General features: G+C 60.8%; 12 protein-coding genes. 1 reads left to right on the forward strand and 11 read right to left on the reverse strand.

The annotated features are described in order from the left end of the window. Nucleotides 1-211 precede the first annotated feature (211 nt). From GXP70_RS26215 to GXP70_RS26255, 9 genes are all read right to left on the reverse strand, one after another. Nucleotides 212-1,330 carry a peptidylprolyl isomerase gene (locus tag GXP70_RS26215; protein WP_162359540.1) on the reverse strand — a complete coding sequence of 373 codons (1,119 nt, stop codon included), beginning with the start codon at nucleotides 1,328-1,330 and terminating at the stop codon, nucleotides 212-214. A 148-nt stretch (nucleotides 1,331-1,478) separates the two neighbouring features. Further along, nucleotides 1,479-4,388, reverse strand: a complete 2,910-nt coding sequence (locus GXP70_RS26220) for a golvesin C-terminal-like domain-containing protein (protein ID WP_162359541.1) — start codon at nucleotides 4,386-4,388, stop codon at nucleotides 1,479-1,481. Next, the gene (locus GXP70_RS26225; RefSeq protein ID WP_162359542.1) at nucleotides 4,385-5,425 is read right to left on the reverse strand and encodes an S-layer homology domain-containing protein; all 1,041 of its coding nucleotides are present in this window, start codon (nucleotides 5,423-5,425) and stop codon (nucleotides 4,385-4,387) included. The genes GXP70_RS26220 and GXP70_RS26225 overlap by 4 nt, the downstream gene beginning before the upstream one ends. Nucleotides 5,426-5,527: 102 nt before the next feature. After that, nucleotides 5,528-8,716, reverse strand: coding sequence for a sugar-binding protein (locus GXP70_RS26230; RefSeq protein WP_162359543.1), 3,189 nt, complete (start codon nucleotides 8,714-8,716; stop codon nucleotides 5,528-5,530). Nucleotides 8,717-10,654: 1,938 nt separating this feature from the next. After that, nucleotides 10,655-11,125, reverse strand: a complete 471-nt coding sequence (locus tag GXP70_RS26235; protein ID WP_162359544.1) for a GNAT family N-acetyltransferase — start codon at nucleotides 11,123-11,125, stop codon at nucleotides 10,655-10,657. Between the two features lie 112 nt (nucleotides 11,126-11,237). Next, entirely contained in the window at nucleotides 11,238-11,912 is a 675-nt protein-coding gene (locus GXP70_RS26240) for a TerC family protein (RefSeq protein ID WP_162359545.1), read from the reverse strand. 73 nt (nucleotides 11,913-11,985) lie between these two features. Beyond that, the gene (locus GXP70_RS26245; RefSeq protein WP_162360688.1) at nucleotides 11,986-13,836 is read right to left on the reverse strand and encodes an ABC transporter ATP-binding protein; all 1,851 of its coding nucleotides are present in this window, start codon (nucleotides 13,834-13,836) and stop codon (nucleotides 11,986-11,988) included. 4 nt (nucleotides 13,837-13,840) lie between these two features. Beyond that, nucleotides 13,841-15,592 carry an ABC transporter ATP-binding protein gene (locus tag GXP70_RS26250; RefSeq protein WP_162359546.1) on the reverse strand — a complete coding sequence of 584 codons (1,752 nt, stop codon included), beginning with the start codon at nucleotides 15,590-15,592 and terminating at the stop codon, nucleotides 13,841-13,843. A 117-nt stretch (nucleotides 15,593-15,709) separates the two neighbouring features. Then, entirely contained in the window at nucleotides 15,710-16,579 is an 870-nt protein-coding gene (locus GXP70_RS26255; RefSeq protein ID WP_162359547.1) for a VOC family protein, read from the reverse strand. Nucleotides 16,580-16,867: 288 nt separating this feature from the next. Here GXP70_RS26255 and GXP70_RS26260 point away from each other — a divergent pair, with 288 nt between their 5' ends. Then, a complete protein-coding gene (locus GXP70_RS26260) occupies nucleotides 16,868-18,226 on the forward strand; it encodes a ParB/RepB/Spo0J family partition protein (RefSeq protein WP_162359548.1) in 1,359 nt (452 codons plus the stop codon). A gap of 176 nt (nucleotides 18,227-18,402) precedes the next feature. Here the strand turns inward: GXP70_RS26260 and GXP70_RS26265 are convergent, their stop codons facing one another. Together GXP70_RS26265 and GXP70_RS26270 are read right to left on the reverse strand one after the other, a co-directional pair. Next, entirely contained in the window at nucleotides 18,403-18,582 is a 180-nt protein-coding gene (locus tag GXP70_RS26265) for a hypothetical protein (protein ID WP_162359549.1), read from the reverse strand. Nucleotides 18,583-18,735: 153 nt separating this feature from the next. Next, nucleotides 18,736-19,629: a phytanoyl-CoA dioxygenase family protein gene (locus tag GXP70_RS26270; RefSeq protein ID WP_162359550.1), complete on the reverse strand. Its 894-nt coding sequence runs from the start codon at nucleotides 19,627-19,629 to the stop codon at nucleotides 18,736-18,738. Between the last annotated feature and the right edge of the window lie 203 nt (nucleotides 19,630-19,832).

Below are 19,832 nucleotides of genomic sequence, written 5' to 3' on the forward strand. Positions count from 1 at the left end.
TGTTGCACTTCCGTGATCGTATGAAGGGATGCTTAACCGGTCACGCAGATGGCCGGTTCGAACGGCCGGATGGTACGGGGAACGGCTCGCTGGCGCGGCGCGGATGGCCGATTTTGCGCGGTTAGCCGGTCCGCACGGTCAGCTGGCACGCAACGTCAGCCGGCACGCAGATCCTGCTGTCATGCCGCAGCCGGCAAAGCGCGGCTGCCGCCTAGTCGAGGCCGATCGCGTCGTAAACCTCGTGATCGATGACGACCGCGGCCGACTTGACGGCCTTGGCGACCAGCGCGTCGTAGGCTTCGTCGGCCAGCTGCGCCGCGATGGCCTCCTTGACCTCCTCGAACGGATGCGTCTTGCCCGCTCCGCGCGCCGTCACGACGGCGACGACGAAAGCGCCGTTCTCCCGGAACGCGGCGGAATGATCGCCCGCCTGGAGCTGCTGTACCGCCGAGACGAGCTTCGGCGTCTCCAGCGAAGCCTCGCGCGCCGTATCCGCGTCCAGATTGATCGCCGTTACGGCCGCTTTGCCTTGGAATGCCGCCGCGGCTTCCTCCGCCGACAAGCCTTGATCGAGCTTGGCCGCGATGGACGCCGCCGCGCTTTCCGCCTCGTCGGCGGTGAACGCCGCGCCGTCGCCGAACGGGACGGAGATGGCCTCGGCTTGAATCGCCGCCCGTTCCGTGAATTGCTCGTCGGCATGCGCGTTATAGAAGGCGCGGAGCTGGTCGTCCGACCAGGTCATGCTTGCCTCGAGCCTGCCCTTCAAGGCGCCGATCAGATTGGAGTTCAGCAGACTGTAGTAGGCGGTCGCGGTGTATTGCTCCGGACCGTATACGCCCGGATCGTCGCTCCCCGCATGCGCCCTGCGCTTGTTCTCCGCCTTCAATTGCTTCAGGAACGAGGCGTACGAGATATCGTCCGTCAGCCCCTCCCGTTTCGCCATCGCCTGCTGCACCTTCAGCTGCACGGCTTGCGCAAGCGCATCCTGCTTCAGCTTCGTCAGCGGCACTTCGCCTCCGTACGTGTTCGTCCAGAAGCCCGGTTCGTCGTCGGCATCGTAGGCGGCTTTGAAGTATGCCGCCGTCTTCGCCTTCTGCGCCGCGATCGCCTGCCGGAGCTCTTCCTTGACTATGGGCTCCCCGCCCGCGGTGGCGGCAACGCGCAGCCCGGAGTCGCCTCCGCCGCGCTGCACGAGCAGCGCGACGACGGCGATAACGGCCAGCAGCAGCGCGACGGCAGTCAATACGATGACTCGAAGCCGCTTATGGAGGAATGCGGGCAACCGCGCGGGCAGCGGGCGCGCCGGTGATTTCAGAACCGCGTTTCTCATCGTCGCAAGTCTCCCTTCGGAATAAACGGCTTCAAGCCGGTTCGCTGAAGCGCCAGTCTGCCTTCCTGTCTTACTACATTTCTACCTTTCTGGCGTTCTCCCTTTCCGGCTTTCCATATCAGCCAAGACAACGGTCAGACGCCGCCTCTCAGTGCGGGAAGATGGTCTTGCCCGCAAGCGGATGCATCATCGACTTGCCGTCCCATACGAATGCGCGGATGCTCACGCCGTTCGTATTCGCCGGCAGCACGACCGTAGCCGTCAGCGTCTGGTTCGTAAAGGTTTTCACATTCGCGTTCTCCGTCGTGGATACCAGCAATCCGTTCGCGTTGTACACGCCCACGATCAATGACACGCTCTGATCGGCGTCCGTGGAGTTGACGATCGTCGTCGAGACTTTGACGATGCCGCTCGGCTGCAACGACGCAAGCGGCGTGCCGTCGCCGTTCGCGAACGACGGCGTCGAGACGGTCAAACCGTTGCCGACGATGATCGCCGCAGAAGCAGAGGCGATGTCGCGGCCGTTAATGGTCACGACCGCCTGCACATGGGCCGTGCCTGCGGCAACAGCGGTTACGACGCCTTGCGCCGATACGGAGGCGACGGAAGACGCGTCGCTTGAATACGTAATGGCGACCGCTTCTTTGGTCAGATCGAGCGTCTTGCCTGCCGCGTCTGCGCCGATGACGGCCAAGATCGTCGTGTCGCCCGTCTTGAGCTGCGACTTGTCAGGCGCGACAGACACCGTGGCGATGCTGTCCAGTCCGAAGTCGGCCAGGTATTGGAACTTCACGGCGTCGGCGACGACTTTGTCGTTGGCCAAGTCGCTGAGCGTCACGGAACCGCCCGTGCCGGCCGCGAACTTATGGTTGCCGAGCAATAGCCATTGTCCCGACGGCGACGTATATTCGTTGACCGTGTACGCCTTCGAGCCGCCGTCGAACTGCACGTTGAATGCGGCGTTCGTCGCTCTGCTCTCGTTGGATGCCCGCGGAGGCAGCCAGTAATACACCGCATAGTAGCCGCTCTGCGGCAAATTCGGCGTCCACTTAATCGTCTTCGCGCCGCTTCCTTTCGCGGTGTACACGTAGCCGTTCGCGTTCCCGCCGGTCGCCGCCGTCCACGTGCCCGTCTTCGCAGCGTCCGCATCGTCCACGATGACGGATGCGCTTGTCGTCCGGACCGTCAATGTGCCGCTGGCCGGCGAGACATTGCCTGACAAGTCGCGCGCCTTCACATAGAAGGAATACTCCGTGTCTGCGGTCAATCCTGTCAGCGTTGCCGAATTAGCCATGATGACCGACGCGATTTTCTCGTTCGTGGATGCGTTGTAGATGTCGGCATCCAGCGGCACGCCGTTCTCGCTCGCCGTCCAGGTCAGCTTCAGCGTGGAATCCGTCCGATCCTGCGCGGCCAGTCCCGTCGGCGCGGACGGCGCGGACGTATCGCTCTTCGCGCTTGCCGGATCTTCGAATATCCCGATATCCGGGGAGCCAGTATACAGCGTGTTGCCCCAGAAGTCCTTGCCTCCGTTGCCTTCAATGACGCGGCCTTCGCCAATCAACGGCGAATCGGCCCGCAGCTTGAAGCCATTCACTTTATCCATGCCGTCGCCGCCCGTAGGACCGACGAATTTCGGATCGACGTTCAAGTTGCGGACGCCTTGGCTCGGCGGCGTAGCGCCGAAGAAATCGTTGTTGTAGAATTTCGGACTTGCCGGATACGGCTGGCTGCCCTGCGACGTATAGAAAATATTGTTGATATACGTCGACTTCGGATTGTCCGACAAGAGGAAGCCGTCGCCGTTGTCGTTGTAGAACACGTTGTTGAAGAACAATCCGTTATCGTGCACTTCCACCGTCTTGCCCGACGAGCGGTGATGCTGGTCGTTGCGGCTGACGTTGTAACGGTAATAGTTCGTGCCGTTCTGCAGCTGGCCCATGTCCATCACGAAGCCGCCGGCATTGTCATGCGAATAGTTGTATTCGTACAAATGATCGCCCTGCGCGGCGATGTCGGTGTCGAAAGCCGAGGAGTCGGTCGAAGCGGCGTTCAAGTAATGCACCCGGGCCACTTCGTTGTGCCGGAAAATCGCGCCGTCCGTCTTCCATACCCAGACGCCGGCGATCCACTTGAAATCATACGAGTTGATCGCGACGTCGTACACGGCGTTGTTCTCGATCAGCGGGTTCTTGGCTACGCCGAGGACGATGCCGTCCGATCCCGTCCGCTCGATCGTGTTGCCCCGAACAACGACGTTCTGATGATACTGCGACGTATCGTTCGCGAAGCCGTCCATATTGATGCCGATCGTCTGCACGTCGTGAATATGGTTGTTCTCGATCAGCAGGTTTTTGAAATACGCGTGCTTATCGGCAGGAACATTCGATTCCCACTCCCAGGCATTAACCATGATCGCCGCGTTGTGGTTCTTGTTGACCGTTTCCCCGTCCGTGTCCGTGACCCAATCTTCACCGCTGACCGAGATGCCCGCCACATCGTGAATATCCAGGTCCTTGAGCTGGATGCCGCTCATCGGGCCTTCATGATGGGAGATGACCCAGACCCCGGAACGCCGGTGAAACTCCGTTTTGTAATCGTTCGGGTTCGCGGCATTGAAGTTCGTGATTTCAATGTCCTGCACCGTGATGTATTCATGGTTCTCGATCCGTACACCGTAGCCGCCGCCTCCGCCGTTGATGATCGGCTTGACGTCGCCGCCGTAGGAGCCGATCGTGATCTGGCCGTCCGCGCTGCCCGAGAACGTAACGTCGAGCGACTGATTCCACACGCTGCCCGATTTCAAAAGCACTTCATCGCCGGGATGCAGCTGGCCCGCAGCGCCCACCGAGCTGACATGGCTCAGCGTCCGCCATGGCTGGCCCGCGCTTGTTCCGCTGTTGGCGTCATTGCCGGTTACGGCATCCACATAATAGGTGATACCGGCTGCTTCGGCCGCTGCCGTGCCGGACGCGAAATTGCCGACGCCCGCCAACTGCAGCGTTAACGCGCCTAAAGCCGCCATCAGGCTTGCTTTCCATCGCTTGCTCGCTATCATTTCGTTAATCCTCCTTCATTCATCTTCGCATCGTACATTCTGACCAATATCGCCGCCGCTTCCGCCCGGGTCGTCGGTTCGTTCGGCGCGAAGCGCTGCTGGCCTCTTCCGCCCATCAGCTTCCGTTCGGCGGACAGCGCCGCATAAGGACGTGCCCACGGAGCAATGGCGTCCGAATCGGCAAAATCCGGCTTCGACGCCGCTTCCGGCTGCCAGCCCATGGCGCGAACCGCCATCGCCGCCAATTCGGCGCGCGTAATCGGCTTGCCGGCGCGGAACGTTAAGTCCTCGTAACCGGTAATCCAGCCTGCACGGATTGCGGTAGTCGCTGCGTCCTTCGCCCAGGCGGGAATCGCAGCCGCATCCTTGAATACAGGAGCGTTGGCATTCAGAGACGCCGGGTTCATTGCTCGGACAAGCATCGCCGCGAATTCGGCCCGCGTGACCGGCTTGTTCGGCAGGAAGCGGTTGTCCGCATACCCTTGCACGAATCCAAGTCCTGCCGCCCGCTTGATCGCTTCTTCCGCCCAGTGCCCGGCTATATCGGTAAGCGGTGCCCCGCCTCCGATGATCGCCTTCGCGCGGCTGACGCCTTTCACGATCGATTCGCCAAGCGCGGCATTGACCAGCTTCGTCCGGATGAGCGATATTTCGGCCGGTCCAGCCGCCTGCGCCACGAACGTGAGCGTCGCCAGCACGACAGTGCCGCTGTCGCCCGAACGCTTGCCGACCTTCGTATGCGCGAGCGTAATCGTGCCATCCTTGACGATCGGGTCGATGGAGAAGCCGTCCGCCATGTTGACGGCCGTTCTCAGCTTCAATCGCCTGTCGTCGTACCGGAGCGCGGCTTCGTACGCATAGACATCCGTAAGCGAGCTGCCGGTGACCGTGACCTTCACTTCCGCGCCGACAGCCGCCGCCGGCTTGTCGATCGTTAATGCAACGGACGGACTGCCGCCGGCGAATGCCATCGGCGGCCATCCGGCCGTAAGCGTCAAGCCGATCAACAGCAGCAACGCGAACGCTCGTTTAATCATGATGCCTTCTTTCCCCGATCCCCGCGCCGCCTGCCCGGAGCGGAACGCGCCTTGCGCGTCCCGCCCGGAAGCAGACGAGCCGCAGTTCCCGGAATCGTTATGTTAGTCGTTCAGCCAGTCATTCGTAATCATTTGCGCGATTGCGGCGAGCGAACGAATCGTAATCTCGCCTTCGTCGAACAGGTCCGCCTTCGCAATGTTAGCCCATTCCGGATCGTCCGACGTCTTGCCGAAGTATTTCGCCAGAATGGACAGATCCTGAATCGTAATATGGGTTGCGCCCGGTACAAGCGCAATGAATTGGCCTTTGAATGTCAGTACGGCCGCTTGCAGCGTTGCAACCGCTTGGTCAACGACGTACTGGCTTGCGCTGACGCTCGCGTACACGCCGTTCGCCGCAGCGATGGCCGACGACAGCGCGTCTTTGGCCGCTTGCGGATATTGGCCGACCTTCGTGCCCGCTGTTGCCTTGTTGTACGTCGACTGCGCAGCAGTAATCGCGTGCTGAAGCTCCGTTTTGTCGGTTACGACTACCGGTGCGTTGACGCTGTTCAGGAACGTCGTGACCGCAGCATTCAGTGCACTGACCGCTGCCGCAATCTCGTCCTGGCTCGCAGCCGCGTTATCGGCAACCGCTTGCGCCGCGTCGATTGCGTCCTGCAGCGCGGTAATGGCGCTTGCAGGGTATTGGCCTGCTTCGCTGCCTGCCACCGCCGTGTCGTGCTTCTCCTGCGCGCTTGCGATCGCCGCGACCAGCGTGGAGTGGTCTGCCGCCGTCAACAAGAAGGATACGGAGCTGTCCGCCGCGTTAATGACCCCGGCGTCGTTCGACAGCTGGAATTGCTGCATCGAAACGCCGGTCTCGCCCGCGGCTGCATCTGCTTTCACGGATGCGTTCAAGTCGAACAGATGCCCTTGCGCGGAGAAATCCGGTGCCGTGCTGCCGAGAACGACCAGAATTTGGCCGAGCTCCGGTTTGATCGCGGCATCGAGCACGCTCAATCCCGGTACGGCGGATTCGACGACGCCCGAAGCGAGCCGATCGGCATCTTCCGGATCGATCGCGAAACTCAACTTATTCGGATCGTAATGAATGACGGCCTGCATCATATTGAAGCTTTGCCCGCCCCCGCCCAGGAAGCCCGCTGCCAGCTTGACCGTGCCGCCGGCAACGGCGGAGTCCGGCGCGCTCAGCGTGCCGCGCGGCTCGTCCGTATTGACCGGTCCCGGCTCGCCCGGCGTGAACGAGAACGTCGCGCTCGTCGGACGGGTAATGCCGTCGCCGCCGACGGTCGCCGTATAGACGCCGCTCGCGTAAGCGCTGCCAGTAATCGGGAACGTGAAGGAATAATGGCCTTGAGCATCGCTCGGCGCTTGATCGATATAAGCGATCGCGCCGTTCGGATCGGTCACGAGCAGCGTAATGTCTCTGCCCGTCACGCTTGCCGCTTGCCCGGAAACCGTAATCAGGTTCGTCTCGCCGTTGACATTGACGTCCACCGAGACGTCCTGCGCGGGAGCCGTGCCGACTTCAAGATCGGCCTTGCCCCACTGCCCTCTGTTCTTCTTCACGGATTCGCCCGTCGTCGTCCAGCCCCACTGGCCGCGTCCGCTCGAGCTGCCGTCGTTCAGCACGGAGTTAAGCAGCAGGCTCTTGTGATCCCACGGATTCGTAAGGCCGATCTCGCTGAGCGGGATCGCCGCTTCGAGCGTGTAGCTCTTGCCGTCCTCTGCTTTCGTGCCCGCCAGCGGAATCGACGGGTACATGAAGCTCGAGTTGCGGTACACGTAGGATTGCGGGCCGTTGCTGATACTGCCGCTGATGACGACCTGCACGTCGCTCTCGAGCATCGTGTTCTTCATGTCCGGATGCTGGCTGTAGTCCAGATCCTCCGTGCCGAGGAACAGCTCGAGGTTGTCCCCCGCCCAGATGCCGTTGCCCGTGTTCTCGTTGATCATCGGCGTCGGATCTTGAATGACCGCGCCCACGTACAGATTGTCGGCGTCGTATTTGAAATACACCTTGGCGCCGTGATAATCGCCGTCCCCGTCCGTAATGCCCTCCAGCGTAATGGCGTTCGCGCCCTGCCATTCGCCCGTCGGATTCCCGTTGCCGTCCAGCTCAACGGTGCCGTTGATCGTGATCGGACCCGTCGCCTGCTTGATGGTCGTCTGCCCCGGCGTCTCCACCGGCGTACCGCCGCCATCGTCCGACGGATCGCCGTAGCCCACCGCGATGCGGGTCATCCGCGGATGCTTGATGCCGTACAGCTCGCCCGACGTGAAGGCCGGCATCCGGACTTGCACGAAGCGCGTGCCCGCTGGCAGATTGCCGATGTCGATCGTCGTCGGCAGCCAGTCGGGGCCGTATGCGGTTATCGGTTTATGGTAGGAGCTGCTTTGCGTGGCGTTCGTGTACGTCACGCCGTCCGGCGAGGCCCAGACCTCGAAATAGTTCGAAGGGATGAAGTTGAAATACCCTTCCGCATATACGCTCTTGGCCTCCTTGCCTTCCGGCACCTCGTACGTCAGCCCCTGATCGGCCTTCGTCGCGTCAATGCGTTCGACGATCGCCAGGTTGGTGAATGTCCGCGCGTCCCAAATCGAGCTGGCGAAGCTGACGACGTTCAGATTGCTCGTATCCGCACTGGAAGCAAGCTTGGTGAAATCCTCCATTCTGTCGGAGATGTAGTCGTTCACCGGCGCCGTGGACGCCGTGCTCGTCAACGTTACATTATCCAAGGCGAAGTCCGCATAGCTGTCCGGATCGCTAAAATGGCTTGCCTGCGGCAGTCGGATATGTAGATACTTGGTTCCCGCCGCTACCGGGCCGGAGATGTATGAGGCAATAAGTTGTGAGTGATCGGTCACGAGGTCCGGCTTCAGCTTCCGCACCATCGTTACTTCCTGACCGTCCGTAAACGTGCCCGTGCCGCTGTCGTACGTAGCCTCGAACACCTTCAGTTCGTCGGAGGCCGTGAAATTCAACTTCCATTTGTTAGCGTTTACATCAATCGTCACGCCTTTGAAGCTGGTGTCGCCGGCGTAATAATACAAGTCGCCCGGGCCCGTAACCAACCCGTCTGCAGCACTTACTCCCGATTCCAGAAATACATTGTCCAGCGTGTCTAAGGTGTCTTTGAACTTGCCCGTTCCGTCGAACGTCACGGCGCTTCCCGTTCCGTCCCCGGCATCCGCGCTCGCCTGACCGGCCGCGAACAGTCCGTTCGAACTGCCCAGCAGCAGACTCATCAAGCTCAGCGTCTTCAGCCATTTGAACTTCCTGCTCATTCCTTCATCTCCTCTCAACTCTGCTCTGACATGCGTTAATATGATACAATTAGTATCAATAAAAAGCTATGCTTTATTGTGCTATTTTTAGTGTTTTTATGACTAAACTGCGTGGTGCGACCCCCTAAATCGCATGGCGCGACCCCCTAAATCCCCCTCTCCAGGGGGACCCCAAGGGCCTCCGGCCCTCTGGACACCCGGAATGGTATAACGTCGATGCTACAGAGCAGCGCACTCGGGAGACGTCGGTGCCGGGCCTCGTTTTCGTCCCTCGCGGGACACACTTCCCATTCGGCGCTCGCGAGCTGCCTGCTGTCCCTTGCGGGACCATGAGAACGTCATGCGCCGCAGAGACGGTTGGGAGCCAGTACGTGCCGGGGCTCGCTTTCGTCCCTCGCGGGACACGCTTTACGTTGGAGCGCCGCAAGCCAGCGCCTTCGGCTGGCTTGCCTGGGGCGGCAGGTTCTCGCCGCCTGGCTGTTCCGCAAGCCGGCGCCTTTGGCTGGCTTGCCCGAGGCGGCAGGTTCTCGCCGCCGAAGTTGGTGTTACAGCTGCCTGCGGCAGCTGCCGAGCTCAAACTGCCCGGAGCTTCTCATTAAATACGAATGTGCCGCCTCATTTTGTCCCTCGCGGCACACACTTCACCTTGGGCGCTCAAGGGGCGCTCGCGATGCGAACCGCCTGCTGTCTCTTGCGAGGCACGCTTTACGTTGGAGCGCTGCAAGCCGGCGCCTTTGGTTGGCTTGCCCGGGGCGGCAGGTTCTCGCCGCCTGGCTGTTCCGCAAGCCGGCGCCTTTGGCTGGCTTGCCCGAAGGCGGCAGGTTCTCGCCGCTGAAGCTGGTGTTACAGCTGCCTGCGGCAGCGGCTGGTTTTAAATCGAGGGCTCTTCTACGAAATGAGAGTCGTCGAAAAAAAAAAAAAAAAAGCCGAAAAGTCCATTGGACTTTTCGGCACCAGATCGTAGGGAAACCCATGGTAGAGACATTGAGTGGCTGGTATTATTTGAACGGCGGACCTCGGGCAGTAGCGGCGGCCACTTTCCCGTTTTCCAGCTTGATCCGAAGCTAATCACGTCGCTTAAGGAGGAATAGGCAGCAGCACTGTCTTCGAAAGCACTGAACCCGGACAGGAGATCCGTTATTCGCCTGTTTTCATAGCTTTTTAAATGCTCGCGGACAGAGGATCCTCTATTTCGTCAAATAGGCAGACTTTTGATGCTCTCCGGAGGCAATAACGATTCCTGTGTCCGTTCACCACCCCAAATATACCGTTTTTAACAAAATAACGGCTTCTGTGTCCGTTGCCCATGAAGACGATCTTGTCGGCATGGGCAATGTCGAAGAACCGAGCACTTTCTCGGCAGCAACCAGCTGGCAGCACCAGCTGCTTTCGGGCTCGCCCGAGGAGACAGGCTTGCCGCCCGGCTGCTCCGCAAGCCGACGCCTTCGGCTGGCTCGCCCGGCGCGGCAGCCCTCCTCGCCTGTCTGCCCCCGCAAGCCTACGCCTCCGGCTGGCTTGCCCGGCACGGCAACCCTCCTCGCCTGTCTGCCCCCGCCAGCCGACGCCTTCGGCTGGCTCGCCCGGCGCGGCAGCCCTCCTCGCCTGTCTGCCCCCGCAAGCCTACGCCTCCGGCTGGCTTGCCCGGGGCGGCAGGCTCTCCCCGTCTGACACTGCCCCCGCCAGCCGACGCCTTCGGCTGGCTTGCCCGGCGCGGCAGCCCTCCCCCGCCTGACTGCACTGCGAGCCGACGCCTTCAGCTGGCACGCCCAGCGCGGCAGGCTCTCCCCGCCTGACACTGCCCTCGCAAGGCGACGCCTTCGGCTGGCTTGCCCGGGGCGGCAGGTCCCCGCCGCCCGGCTGCTCCGCAAGCCGGCGCCCGCGGCTGGCTCGCCCGGCGCGACAGGCTCTCCCCGCCTGTCTGCCTGCGGCAGCTGTTTGCTACGGTCTCACCATCACGATGAATGTCGTCGATCCCTTCACGAATTCGTGCCTCCGGCTAAACCCAAAACGTTCATACAGACGGATCGCCCGTTGATTAAACCGGGCCACCGTCAGCCTGAACGGACGCTCTCCGAACGATTGGCCGATCTGCTCCAGCACGAAGGCCAAGAACGGCCCGCCGTTTCCTTTTCCGGTTAGATCGGGCCGCATGTCGATGCCGATATCCACATAATCCGCCGAATAGGGATACGCGTCGTTCGGTACTTGCGCAGCGTTTCCCGAACAGAAGAATCCGACAGGCACAGGCCCGGCTGCCGCGTCATATACGGTAAAGTAAGGTTCGCTCATCAGTTCTCGGATCATGGCGGGACTTGGTTCGTTGTTATAGAATTCATACGGCGCTTCATACGTCCATCCGGCGATCTCGCTCGCCTCTTCGGCGCTCATCCGGTTCGCGCGCAGGTTCATTCAGGAACAGCCTCCTCTCCGTTATCATGTAAGCGGACATACCAAAAGGCCAGGCCGGAATGGTTCATTCCAAGCCTGGCCAATGGCGAACGATTGCGTTTGTTTCCAACGATCAGTGCGCTTCCTGCACCCGCGAACGCTCCCGCTTCTGCAGCACGTAGCCGACCACGATGACGAGCAGCCCGCAGACGAACGGGAACGCTTCGTCCGCCCAATCCGCCACTCTCAGGATGACCTTGGCGAGCGACTCGTTCTCCTGCAGCATTTCGCCGGCGGTGTAGCCGAGGATGCCGGCGCCGATAAAGATGAAGATCGGGAACTTATGCAGCAGCACCATGATCAGCTGGCTGCCCCATACGATAATCGGGATGCTGAGCGCAACGCCGATCGCCATGATCCAGATCCGATTCTCCGCGATGGAGGCGATCGCGAGCACGTTGTCGAGACTCATGACGAAATCCGCCACGACGATCGTGCGGATCGCCTTCCACAGCGAGCTTGCGCCCTGAATGTCCTTGCTTTCTCCATCGTCCTTCAGCAGCGACACGGCGACCCAGAACAGCAGGAGCGCCCCCGCGATTTGAATGAACGGCACTTTAAGCAAATATACGGCAACGACCGTCAACACGATTCTGAGGCCGACCGCGGCCATCGCGCCCCACCAGACCGCCTTCTGGCGGTGCTCCTTCGGCAGGTTGCGGCTGGCCAGCGCAATGACGACGGCATTGTCGCCGCTCAGTACGATGTTGACAAGCAAGATTTCCAAAATCAGCAGAAACAATTCCATTCGCCAGACCCCTAACTGGTAGCCGTAATTCAACAGTGACTCATTATCTCATAACTTGATCGGGAATGTCTATTCAGCCCGCTTCGATGGCAGGGGCGCCGGCTCCCGCCTTGCCGGACGCTTCGGCGCGGCCTTGCGAATGCCGGTAGAGCTCCGCGTAGTAGCCGCCGAGCTGAAGCAGCTCGCGATGCTTGCCTTCCTCGACGATTTCGCCCAGCGCCATGACGATGATCCGATCGGCGTTCATGATCGTCGACAGCCGGTGCGCGATGACCAGCGTCGTCCGTCCTTCGGAGACGACCGCCAGCGCGCGTTGAATGAGCTGCTCGGAATGGGAATCCAGGTTCGCCGTCGCTTCGTCCAGGATGAGCACCTTCGGCTTGAACACGATGATGCGGGCGAACGAGATCAGCTGTCGCTCGCCTGCCGACAGCCCGCTTCCCCGCTCCGACAGCAGCGTATCGTAGCCGTTCTTCATGCCCGCGATCAGCGTATCCGCTCCGACCAGCCTGCATGCCTGAATGACCTCTTCCCGCGTCACGCGGTCGTCGAACAGTCTGACGTTATCGATGATGCTGCCGGAGTACAGGTACGGCTCCTGCTGCACGAGGCCGATCAGCCGGTGCAGCCGCTCCTGCGGCATGTCGCGGACGTCGATCCCGTCGATGGTGACGCTGCCCGCCTTCACGTCGTAGAACCGGCAGAGCAGGCTGATCATGGAGCTCTTGCCCGCCCCCGTCGTGCCCACGATGCCGATCATTTCGCCGGGCCGTACATGCAGGTCGAGATGATGGATGACAGGCTGGCCTTCCGTATAGGCAAATTTTACCCCATTGAAGTCGATTTGACCCTTCACGGCGGATAGATCGACCGCGGCGCCCGGTTTGTCCTGCACCTCGGGCACCGTATTGAAAATCGACCAGATCCGGTTCATCGACACCGACGCCGACAGCAGTGTATTCCACTGCTGGGTAATGCTGTTGATCGGCTGGAAGAACTGCCGGATATACGTGATGAACGCGAACAGCACGCCGAACGGCACGGAATGGTCCAGCACCGCTTTGCCGCCGATCCATGTCACGAACGCGACGGACAAGTTGCCGAGCATATCGAACGAGCGGTTGAACAGCACGTTGGTGCGAATCTCCCGCAGGTTGGAGCGGAAATACGTCTGATTGCGCTCGGAGAACTGCTTCTGCTGCTCCTTCTCCTGATGGAAAACTTGAATGATGTGCATACCCGCGAGATTTTCCGCCACGAACGCCACGAGCCGCGACAGATTCGTCCGCGTCATCTGGTACGTCTTGCGCATGTAGGAGCGGAACGAGATGGCCATGACCGCGATGATCGGGATCAAAATCAGGCAGTACATCGTCAGCTGCACGTCCAGCTGGAACATCAGAACGATGATGAACACGAGCGTCAGACCGTCGCGCAGCACGCTCAGCAGCACCTGGCTGAAGAACTGGTTGATCGTCTCCGTATCGCTCGACACATGCGTGATCAAGCTGCCGCTCGGAACCCGGTCGAAGTAGGACATGGACTGCTTCGTAATATGGCGGAACAGGTTTTTGCGGATCGCGGCGACGATGCTTTGGCCCGCGTATTGGAGCAGATTGTTCTGCAGATAGGTGAAGACGAAGCCTCCTGCCGACAGCAAGAGATAGATCCCGGCGATGAGTAAAAGGGTATTGGCGTTCTTGTCGCCCTTCGTCAAATGATCGTCGATGGCGATCTTCACCAAGTACGGCTGCAGCAAATCCGCCGCAATGGCCACAATGATGCAGCCGAAGACGCCCAGAAACGTCCACAGATGCGGCTTGGCGTAATTGAACAGCCCCTTGTACGCGGAGCTGTTGTTCGTTTTGGGCTGGTCGGCCTGCTGCCGGTCTTCGGCCGCGCCGCCCGTCGCCGCTTGTTTCATCGTTCTAGCCAACGCTGCTTCCCTCCTCCTGTATCGCGTTCAGCATCGCATAGATGCCGTCTTGCTGCTTGAGCAGCGCTTCGTGCGTGCCTCGCTGCACGATGCGTCCTTCATCCATGACAATGATTTCGTCCGCATGTTTCAGGGCGCTGATCCGGTGCGCGATCAGGATCGTCGTCTTATCCCTGCGCTCCTTGCGGATCGTATCGATGATCGCCGTCTCCGTCACCGCGTCGACCGCGCTGACGCTGTCGTCGAGAATGAGGATCGGCGCATTCATGAGCAGTCCGCGCGCAAGCGCCGTCCGCTGCCGTTGGCCGCCGGAGAGCGTAACGCCCCGTTCGCCCAGCTTCGTCTCGAAACCTTCCGGGAAGCTCTTGATGCTGTCGCGGATCTTGGCCTGCTCCGCGGCTTTCTCCACGAGCGTCAGCTCCGAGCTGCGGCGGAAGAACGCGATATTGTCCCGAATCGTCGTGCTGAACAGGAATCCGTCCTGCGGTACGTAGGCGATGCCGCCGCGCAGGCTTTCCATCGTCAGTTCGCTCAATGGGGTGCCGCCGATAGCGATCGTGCCCGCCGGCGATTCGAAGACGCGGAGCAGCAGCTTGACGAGCGTTGTTTTGCCGCTGCCCGTCTTGCCGATGATGCCGAGCGTCTTACCTGGCGGCAGCGAGAACGAGACGCCCTTGAGCGCTTCCTTCTCCGTGCCGGGATACGAGAACGTCAGATTGCGGACATCCAGCGAGGCATGCGCCCAATCGACGTCGACCGCCCGCTCGTGCTCCACGATTTCCGGCTTCTTGTTCAAAAGATCGTTCAAGCGCTCAAGCGAAGCGCGGGAACGCTGGATCGTATTGATGACGTTGCCGATCGCCTGCAGCGGATTGACCATCATCCGCACGTAGAGCGTCAGCGCGACGAAATTGCCGAGCGTGATTTCGCCCGAGAGCGTCAAATAGCCGCCGTACGCGAGCGTAATGATGAGCGACAGCGCCCCAAGAAAAGGAATGAGTGCCTGAAAAAACGACGATACGCGCACGAGCTTCAGCTGATTGTCCTTAATCACGTCGACGGTTCGGCCGAAGCGTCCGTTCATGGTGTCTTCCACGGCGAATTTCTTCGTCACCCGGATGCCGCCGAATTGCTCCTCGGCCGACTCGGTCATCTTGCCGAGCGATTCTTGCACGGCATGCGAACGCGCGCGGATGACCGGACCGATCTTCACGACGATCCACGGGATCGCGATCAGCGGCGAGATGCAGACCAGGATGAGATAGAGCGGAATGTCGCTGACCACCATCATGACGACTGCCGACACGATGAGCATGAGCGCGTTGGCCGTCTGGTTGACGCCCATGGAGATCGACTCCCGGACGGTCGTCACGTCGTTCATCACATAGCTGAGCAGCTTGCCGACGCCGTTCTTGGAATAGAACTGCTCGCCAAGCTTCGTAAAGTGTTTGAACAGCTTCTTGCGCGTATATTTCTCGAACAGCCGTCCGACGTACATGATGTGGAATTGCCCGATGCCGCCCAAAATCCCGTACGCGAGGCCGATGATCAGCAGCGCCACGCTCGCGTCGATGACCCCCGACTGCGTCAAGCCCTGACCCTCCAGATGATCCGTGAAATTGCCGAGCACCTTCGGGTAATACGATTGAAATAGGTTCGCCGCCAGCGTGAAGGACACGCCGGAAGCATAGATGTACCATTTGGATCGTACGAACGATACGAGTAGTCCGCTCCTGCTTGCCATGTAGCTGCTCCTCTCCGTGCCTGTGGATGATCCCTTCCCGCCAAAAAACAAACCTCCCGCAATGCCGACGATTGCTGGAGGCGGGACGTTGGCCGCCTGCAGCACGCCCGATTGGCGCTATGCGGGTTCGCGAACGACGATATGGATTTGTATGCCGGAAGGGTCGCTTACAATGACGGTTCCCCGGTCCGTCCGCAGGGGGACGCTGGCCGCCTGCAGCCTCGCGAAAACCGCCATCTGCGCTGCTGTGTCGGGCACCGCGATTTCGTAATAATCGAGTCCCGGCGCATGCTCCGGCGTGAGCGGCGCGCCGATGCCCGCCCATACGTTGAGCCCGATGTGATGATGGTACCCGCCGGCCGAAATAAACATCGCGGAATCCGCCATGCCCGCGACCAGATTGAACCCGAGCACGTCGACATAGAAGTGCTCCGTCGTCGGCAGCTCCGTCACATGCAGATGAATGTGGCCGACCGTCGTTCCTTCGGGCAGGCCGTTCCACGGCGCGTCGCCCGCTTCCGCCAGCAAGCCGTCCCGGTCGATCGGATCGACGGCCATGCGGACATGACCGTTCGCGTCCCAATGCCATTCCTGGCGGGGACGGTCGCGGTAAATTTCAATGCCGTTATTGTCCGGATCCGAAATGTACAGCGCCTCGCTGACCAAATGATCCGACTGCCCGATGCGAACGCCGCTCCGGATGAGGCTGCGCAGCGCGAGACCAAGCGACCGGCGATCCGGCACCAGCAGGGCAACATGGTACAGCCCCGCCCCCGATCTGCGCAGCCTCGGAATCGCGTCCGGAATCTCGACCAGCTTCAGCAGGGGCCGATTCGAACCGGGAACGCCAAGCTCCGCGCCGTTCCGTTCCTGTCCGAGCAGCCGCAATCCGACGACCGACCGGTAGAAATCGATGGATCGCTGCAGCTGGCTGACCCGAAGCTGGACCGTTCCGATCGATGTACGCGCATCGATTTCGTTCCTCATCGCTTTCCACCCCCTTCTTGACCATGGCGACGCGTCAGCGCGCGAAAGCGCAATTTCGCGTCAAGCTGTTCCCCCGTCTTGTCCGCCAAGGTTTGTCTTGGAAAAAATATGGCTTTTGTAAACCCAACAGGTAGATCGTAACACATTGCGCGGCAGAACCCAATTTCGACGTAAGCGGTTACGGGGGCATTTTCACGGGTAGAACGGCTGGTATATAATACGAAGTACCGCTAGCGCCATCTTTCGTTCGATTTGACCACCTTCTGTAAAGATTGGAGTACATTTGTTATGGATATGATAGAGATCGACCTGCATTTAATCGATGAAGACACCGACCAGCCGCGCTACCAGTTCGACCAAGAAGCGCTGGAGGAGCTGATGAAGAGCATTGGGGAGCTCGGCCTGCTCTCTCCGATCAAGGTGCGGAAGACGCCGGACGGACGGTATAAAATCATATACGGCAATCGCCGGTACAAAGCATGCAAAATGCTGAATAAGCCCGTTATACCGTGCATCGTCTCGACGGCAACGGAAGAGATGGACATTTATCTGGAGCAGATCGCGGAGAATCTGACGCGCGAAGGCTTCTCGCCGATCGAGGAGGCCGAAGCGTTCCATAAGCTGATGAACGAATCGAAATTCAACAGCTCGCTGAAGTTTCTCGCCAGCAAGCTCGGCAAGCCGGAGAGCTACATCAAGAACAAGTGCGAGCTGCTGAAGTTCGGCAACGCGGTCCGCAGGCTGATCGTCAGCGGTACCCAAATCCGCAAGGACAAGCTCACCGAGGATCAGTTGCTGCCGATCAAGGATTTGCCGATCGAGCACCGCGACCCGCTCGCCCTGATCGTCGCGCGCGACGAAATGCCCGTCAGCGACGTGAAGAAGATCGTCAAGCTGTTCAAGGACAAGGACATTTCGGACGGCACGAAGGACAAGCTGCTGTACAAGAACGGTTTTGAACTGCTGCAGACGTGGTCGACCGTGCAGCAGAACAAGAAGGAGCGCGAGCGCGCCGCGGAGCTGAAAGCCGAGCAGACCGAGCGCGCGGCCGCCGCGAAGGCCGAGAAGGCGCGGCTCGCCGCGGAAGCGGCGGAAGCGGCGGGGAGTGCCGGCGCGAGCGTGAATGGCGCGGGCATGAGCACGAGCAGCGCTGGCGGCGCTGGTGGTGCATTCAGCGCGGGAGCGAGCGACATTGCTGGCACGGGCAGCGCTGCGGGCGCGAGTCTTGGCGCCGGCGCGGGTGCGAGCGGTGCCGCGGGTGCGGGCATGAGCAGCTTCGGCGGTGCGAGTGCGGGAGCGAGCGGTGCTGGCGGCGCGAACGGCTCGGCTGGCGGGGACGCAGCCGGCGGGCACGGATCGTATGGCGCCGCGGAGGCGGCAGCGGCCGTGCCCGGCGCGGGCGAAGCGGTCGCGGCGGGCACGGCTCCGCTGGCAGCCGGCCTGCAGCAGCTGCTGCAGGCGCTGGCGGCCATCGGCCCGTTGACGCCGGACGCGCTGGCCGCCTACGCGGCGGCACCTGCGGCGGACGCCGGTTACGCAGGCTTCGCCTCCGGCGTCGACGCTGTGATCCACGGCCTGGAGCAGCAGCTCGCGCAGTGGCGGGAAGTCCAGGCGCTCGCCGCAGCCAAGTCGGGAGAAACAATCTAACTAGTTTCGTAACCAGCCAACCCACCTGACGGCTGGAAGCCGGCCAAGAAAGAAAAGAGGTGCACCTCGTTGCGGAGCTTCGCCGATAGGGCGTGTCGCGCACGGGTGCACCTCTTTTTGTGCTTGTCATATTCCCCTTCATGCTTCCGCTGTAGTACCCGAAGGAACTCTTTGCGTCATCCCGGCGATTTCGCGCGGACCACCATGTGCACCTCTTTGTGCGTATTCGCCGACTTCTCGCCAATGTAGTACACCCACTGCACCTCTTTTTGCGTATTCGCCGACTTCTCGCCAATGTAGCGCACCCACTGCACCTCTTTGGGCGAATTCGCCGGTTTCTCGCCAATGTAGTGCACCCAGTACACCTCTTTCCTCCGCGCCCAAAGCTTTCAACCGTCGGACAGCCAATAGCCCTCATCCCATCCTGCCTTCAGGACGGAGCGAAGGCTTATCGCGTTGTAATGCCAACCTATCCACCCGCCTGAACCGCCTGCCCAGTCGCCCAGCCGCTAACCCATGGCTCGCACGGTGCTTAACTCCAGCGGCGAATACTCGGATGGGTCCGGACGGTTGAGATTCATCCGTTCCTTGAGCGGAACCGTCTTCGTCATCAGGAAACGCGGAACGCGAAGATGGTTCTGGGACGAATTATGAATGAGGAACGGATGCGCCAAAATAACGTCGCCTACCGTACCGGTAGCCTCAACGACCTTCATTTGATACCCCTCAGGGTCATGATAGGTCGTGTTCATGTAACGTTCGATGCGCGCAAGAGCGATCTCTTCCGGGCTCCCGGCTTCGTCCGACGGATTGCCGATGCCGGCGAGCCATGGATGCTCGAACTCCAGACGAATGGCGTCGTGCACGTCCAGCCCTTCCGGATGCTGCCGCAGCACTCTCGCGACGACGTTATGCGACCCTTCGATCACGAGCGGCGCTCCGCCCCTTGAACCTACTTCCGAGAAGAAGCAGAGCTGCAGCAGCCCTTGATCGCCGCTATCGACGAAATGGCGGAAATGCGAGCCGTCCTGATGCCATCCGCCTGTCGGCACGGTCCAAGGACGACCGGCGCCGACGGAGAAATTCATGACCCAGTAGCCCCACCCCTTATTCACGCGGTTGATCGCCCGGTCGGCTCCGATCAAATCCTCGACGGCTCCCCACAGCCGCTCCGTGTTGCATGCCCGGAATTCCGGGGTATCGTAATCCTCGTTCAGCCGAATCATCGGCTTCGTCCAGGAGGACGGATCATTCCGGAGGGCGCCCTGCTCTTCTACTTTGTCCCATAGAAATTCAGCCGCCGCCAATGCCTGCTTGCGCGGAATCGCTTCCTCCAGCCGAATCCAGCCGCGCTCCATGAACTGCTCGACTTGCGTCTTGGTCAGTACATTCAACTTCTTCATGCGCTACCAGCCCCTGCCCTAGTTTTGTATACTTCTAGCATACTCGCAATGCCGGCGTTCGCAAGATACGTATCTGACTCTATTAACGAAATTATGACTTCTTTCGGAGGTCATCGCCTCCTCGCGTCCGGCGCATACACGTCAGGAAATGAACCTCGCACGACAGGAAGTGGGCCTCGCATGGCGAATAGACTTCGTATGGC

This window comes from Paenibacillus lycopersici (assembly GCF_010119935.1).
GTDB lineage: Bacteria > Bacillota > Bacilli > Paenibacillales > Paenibacillaceae > Paenibacillus_Z > Paenibacillus_Z lycopersici.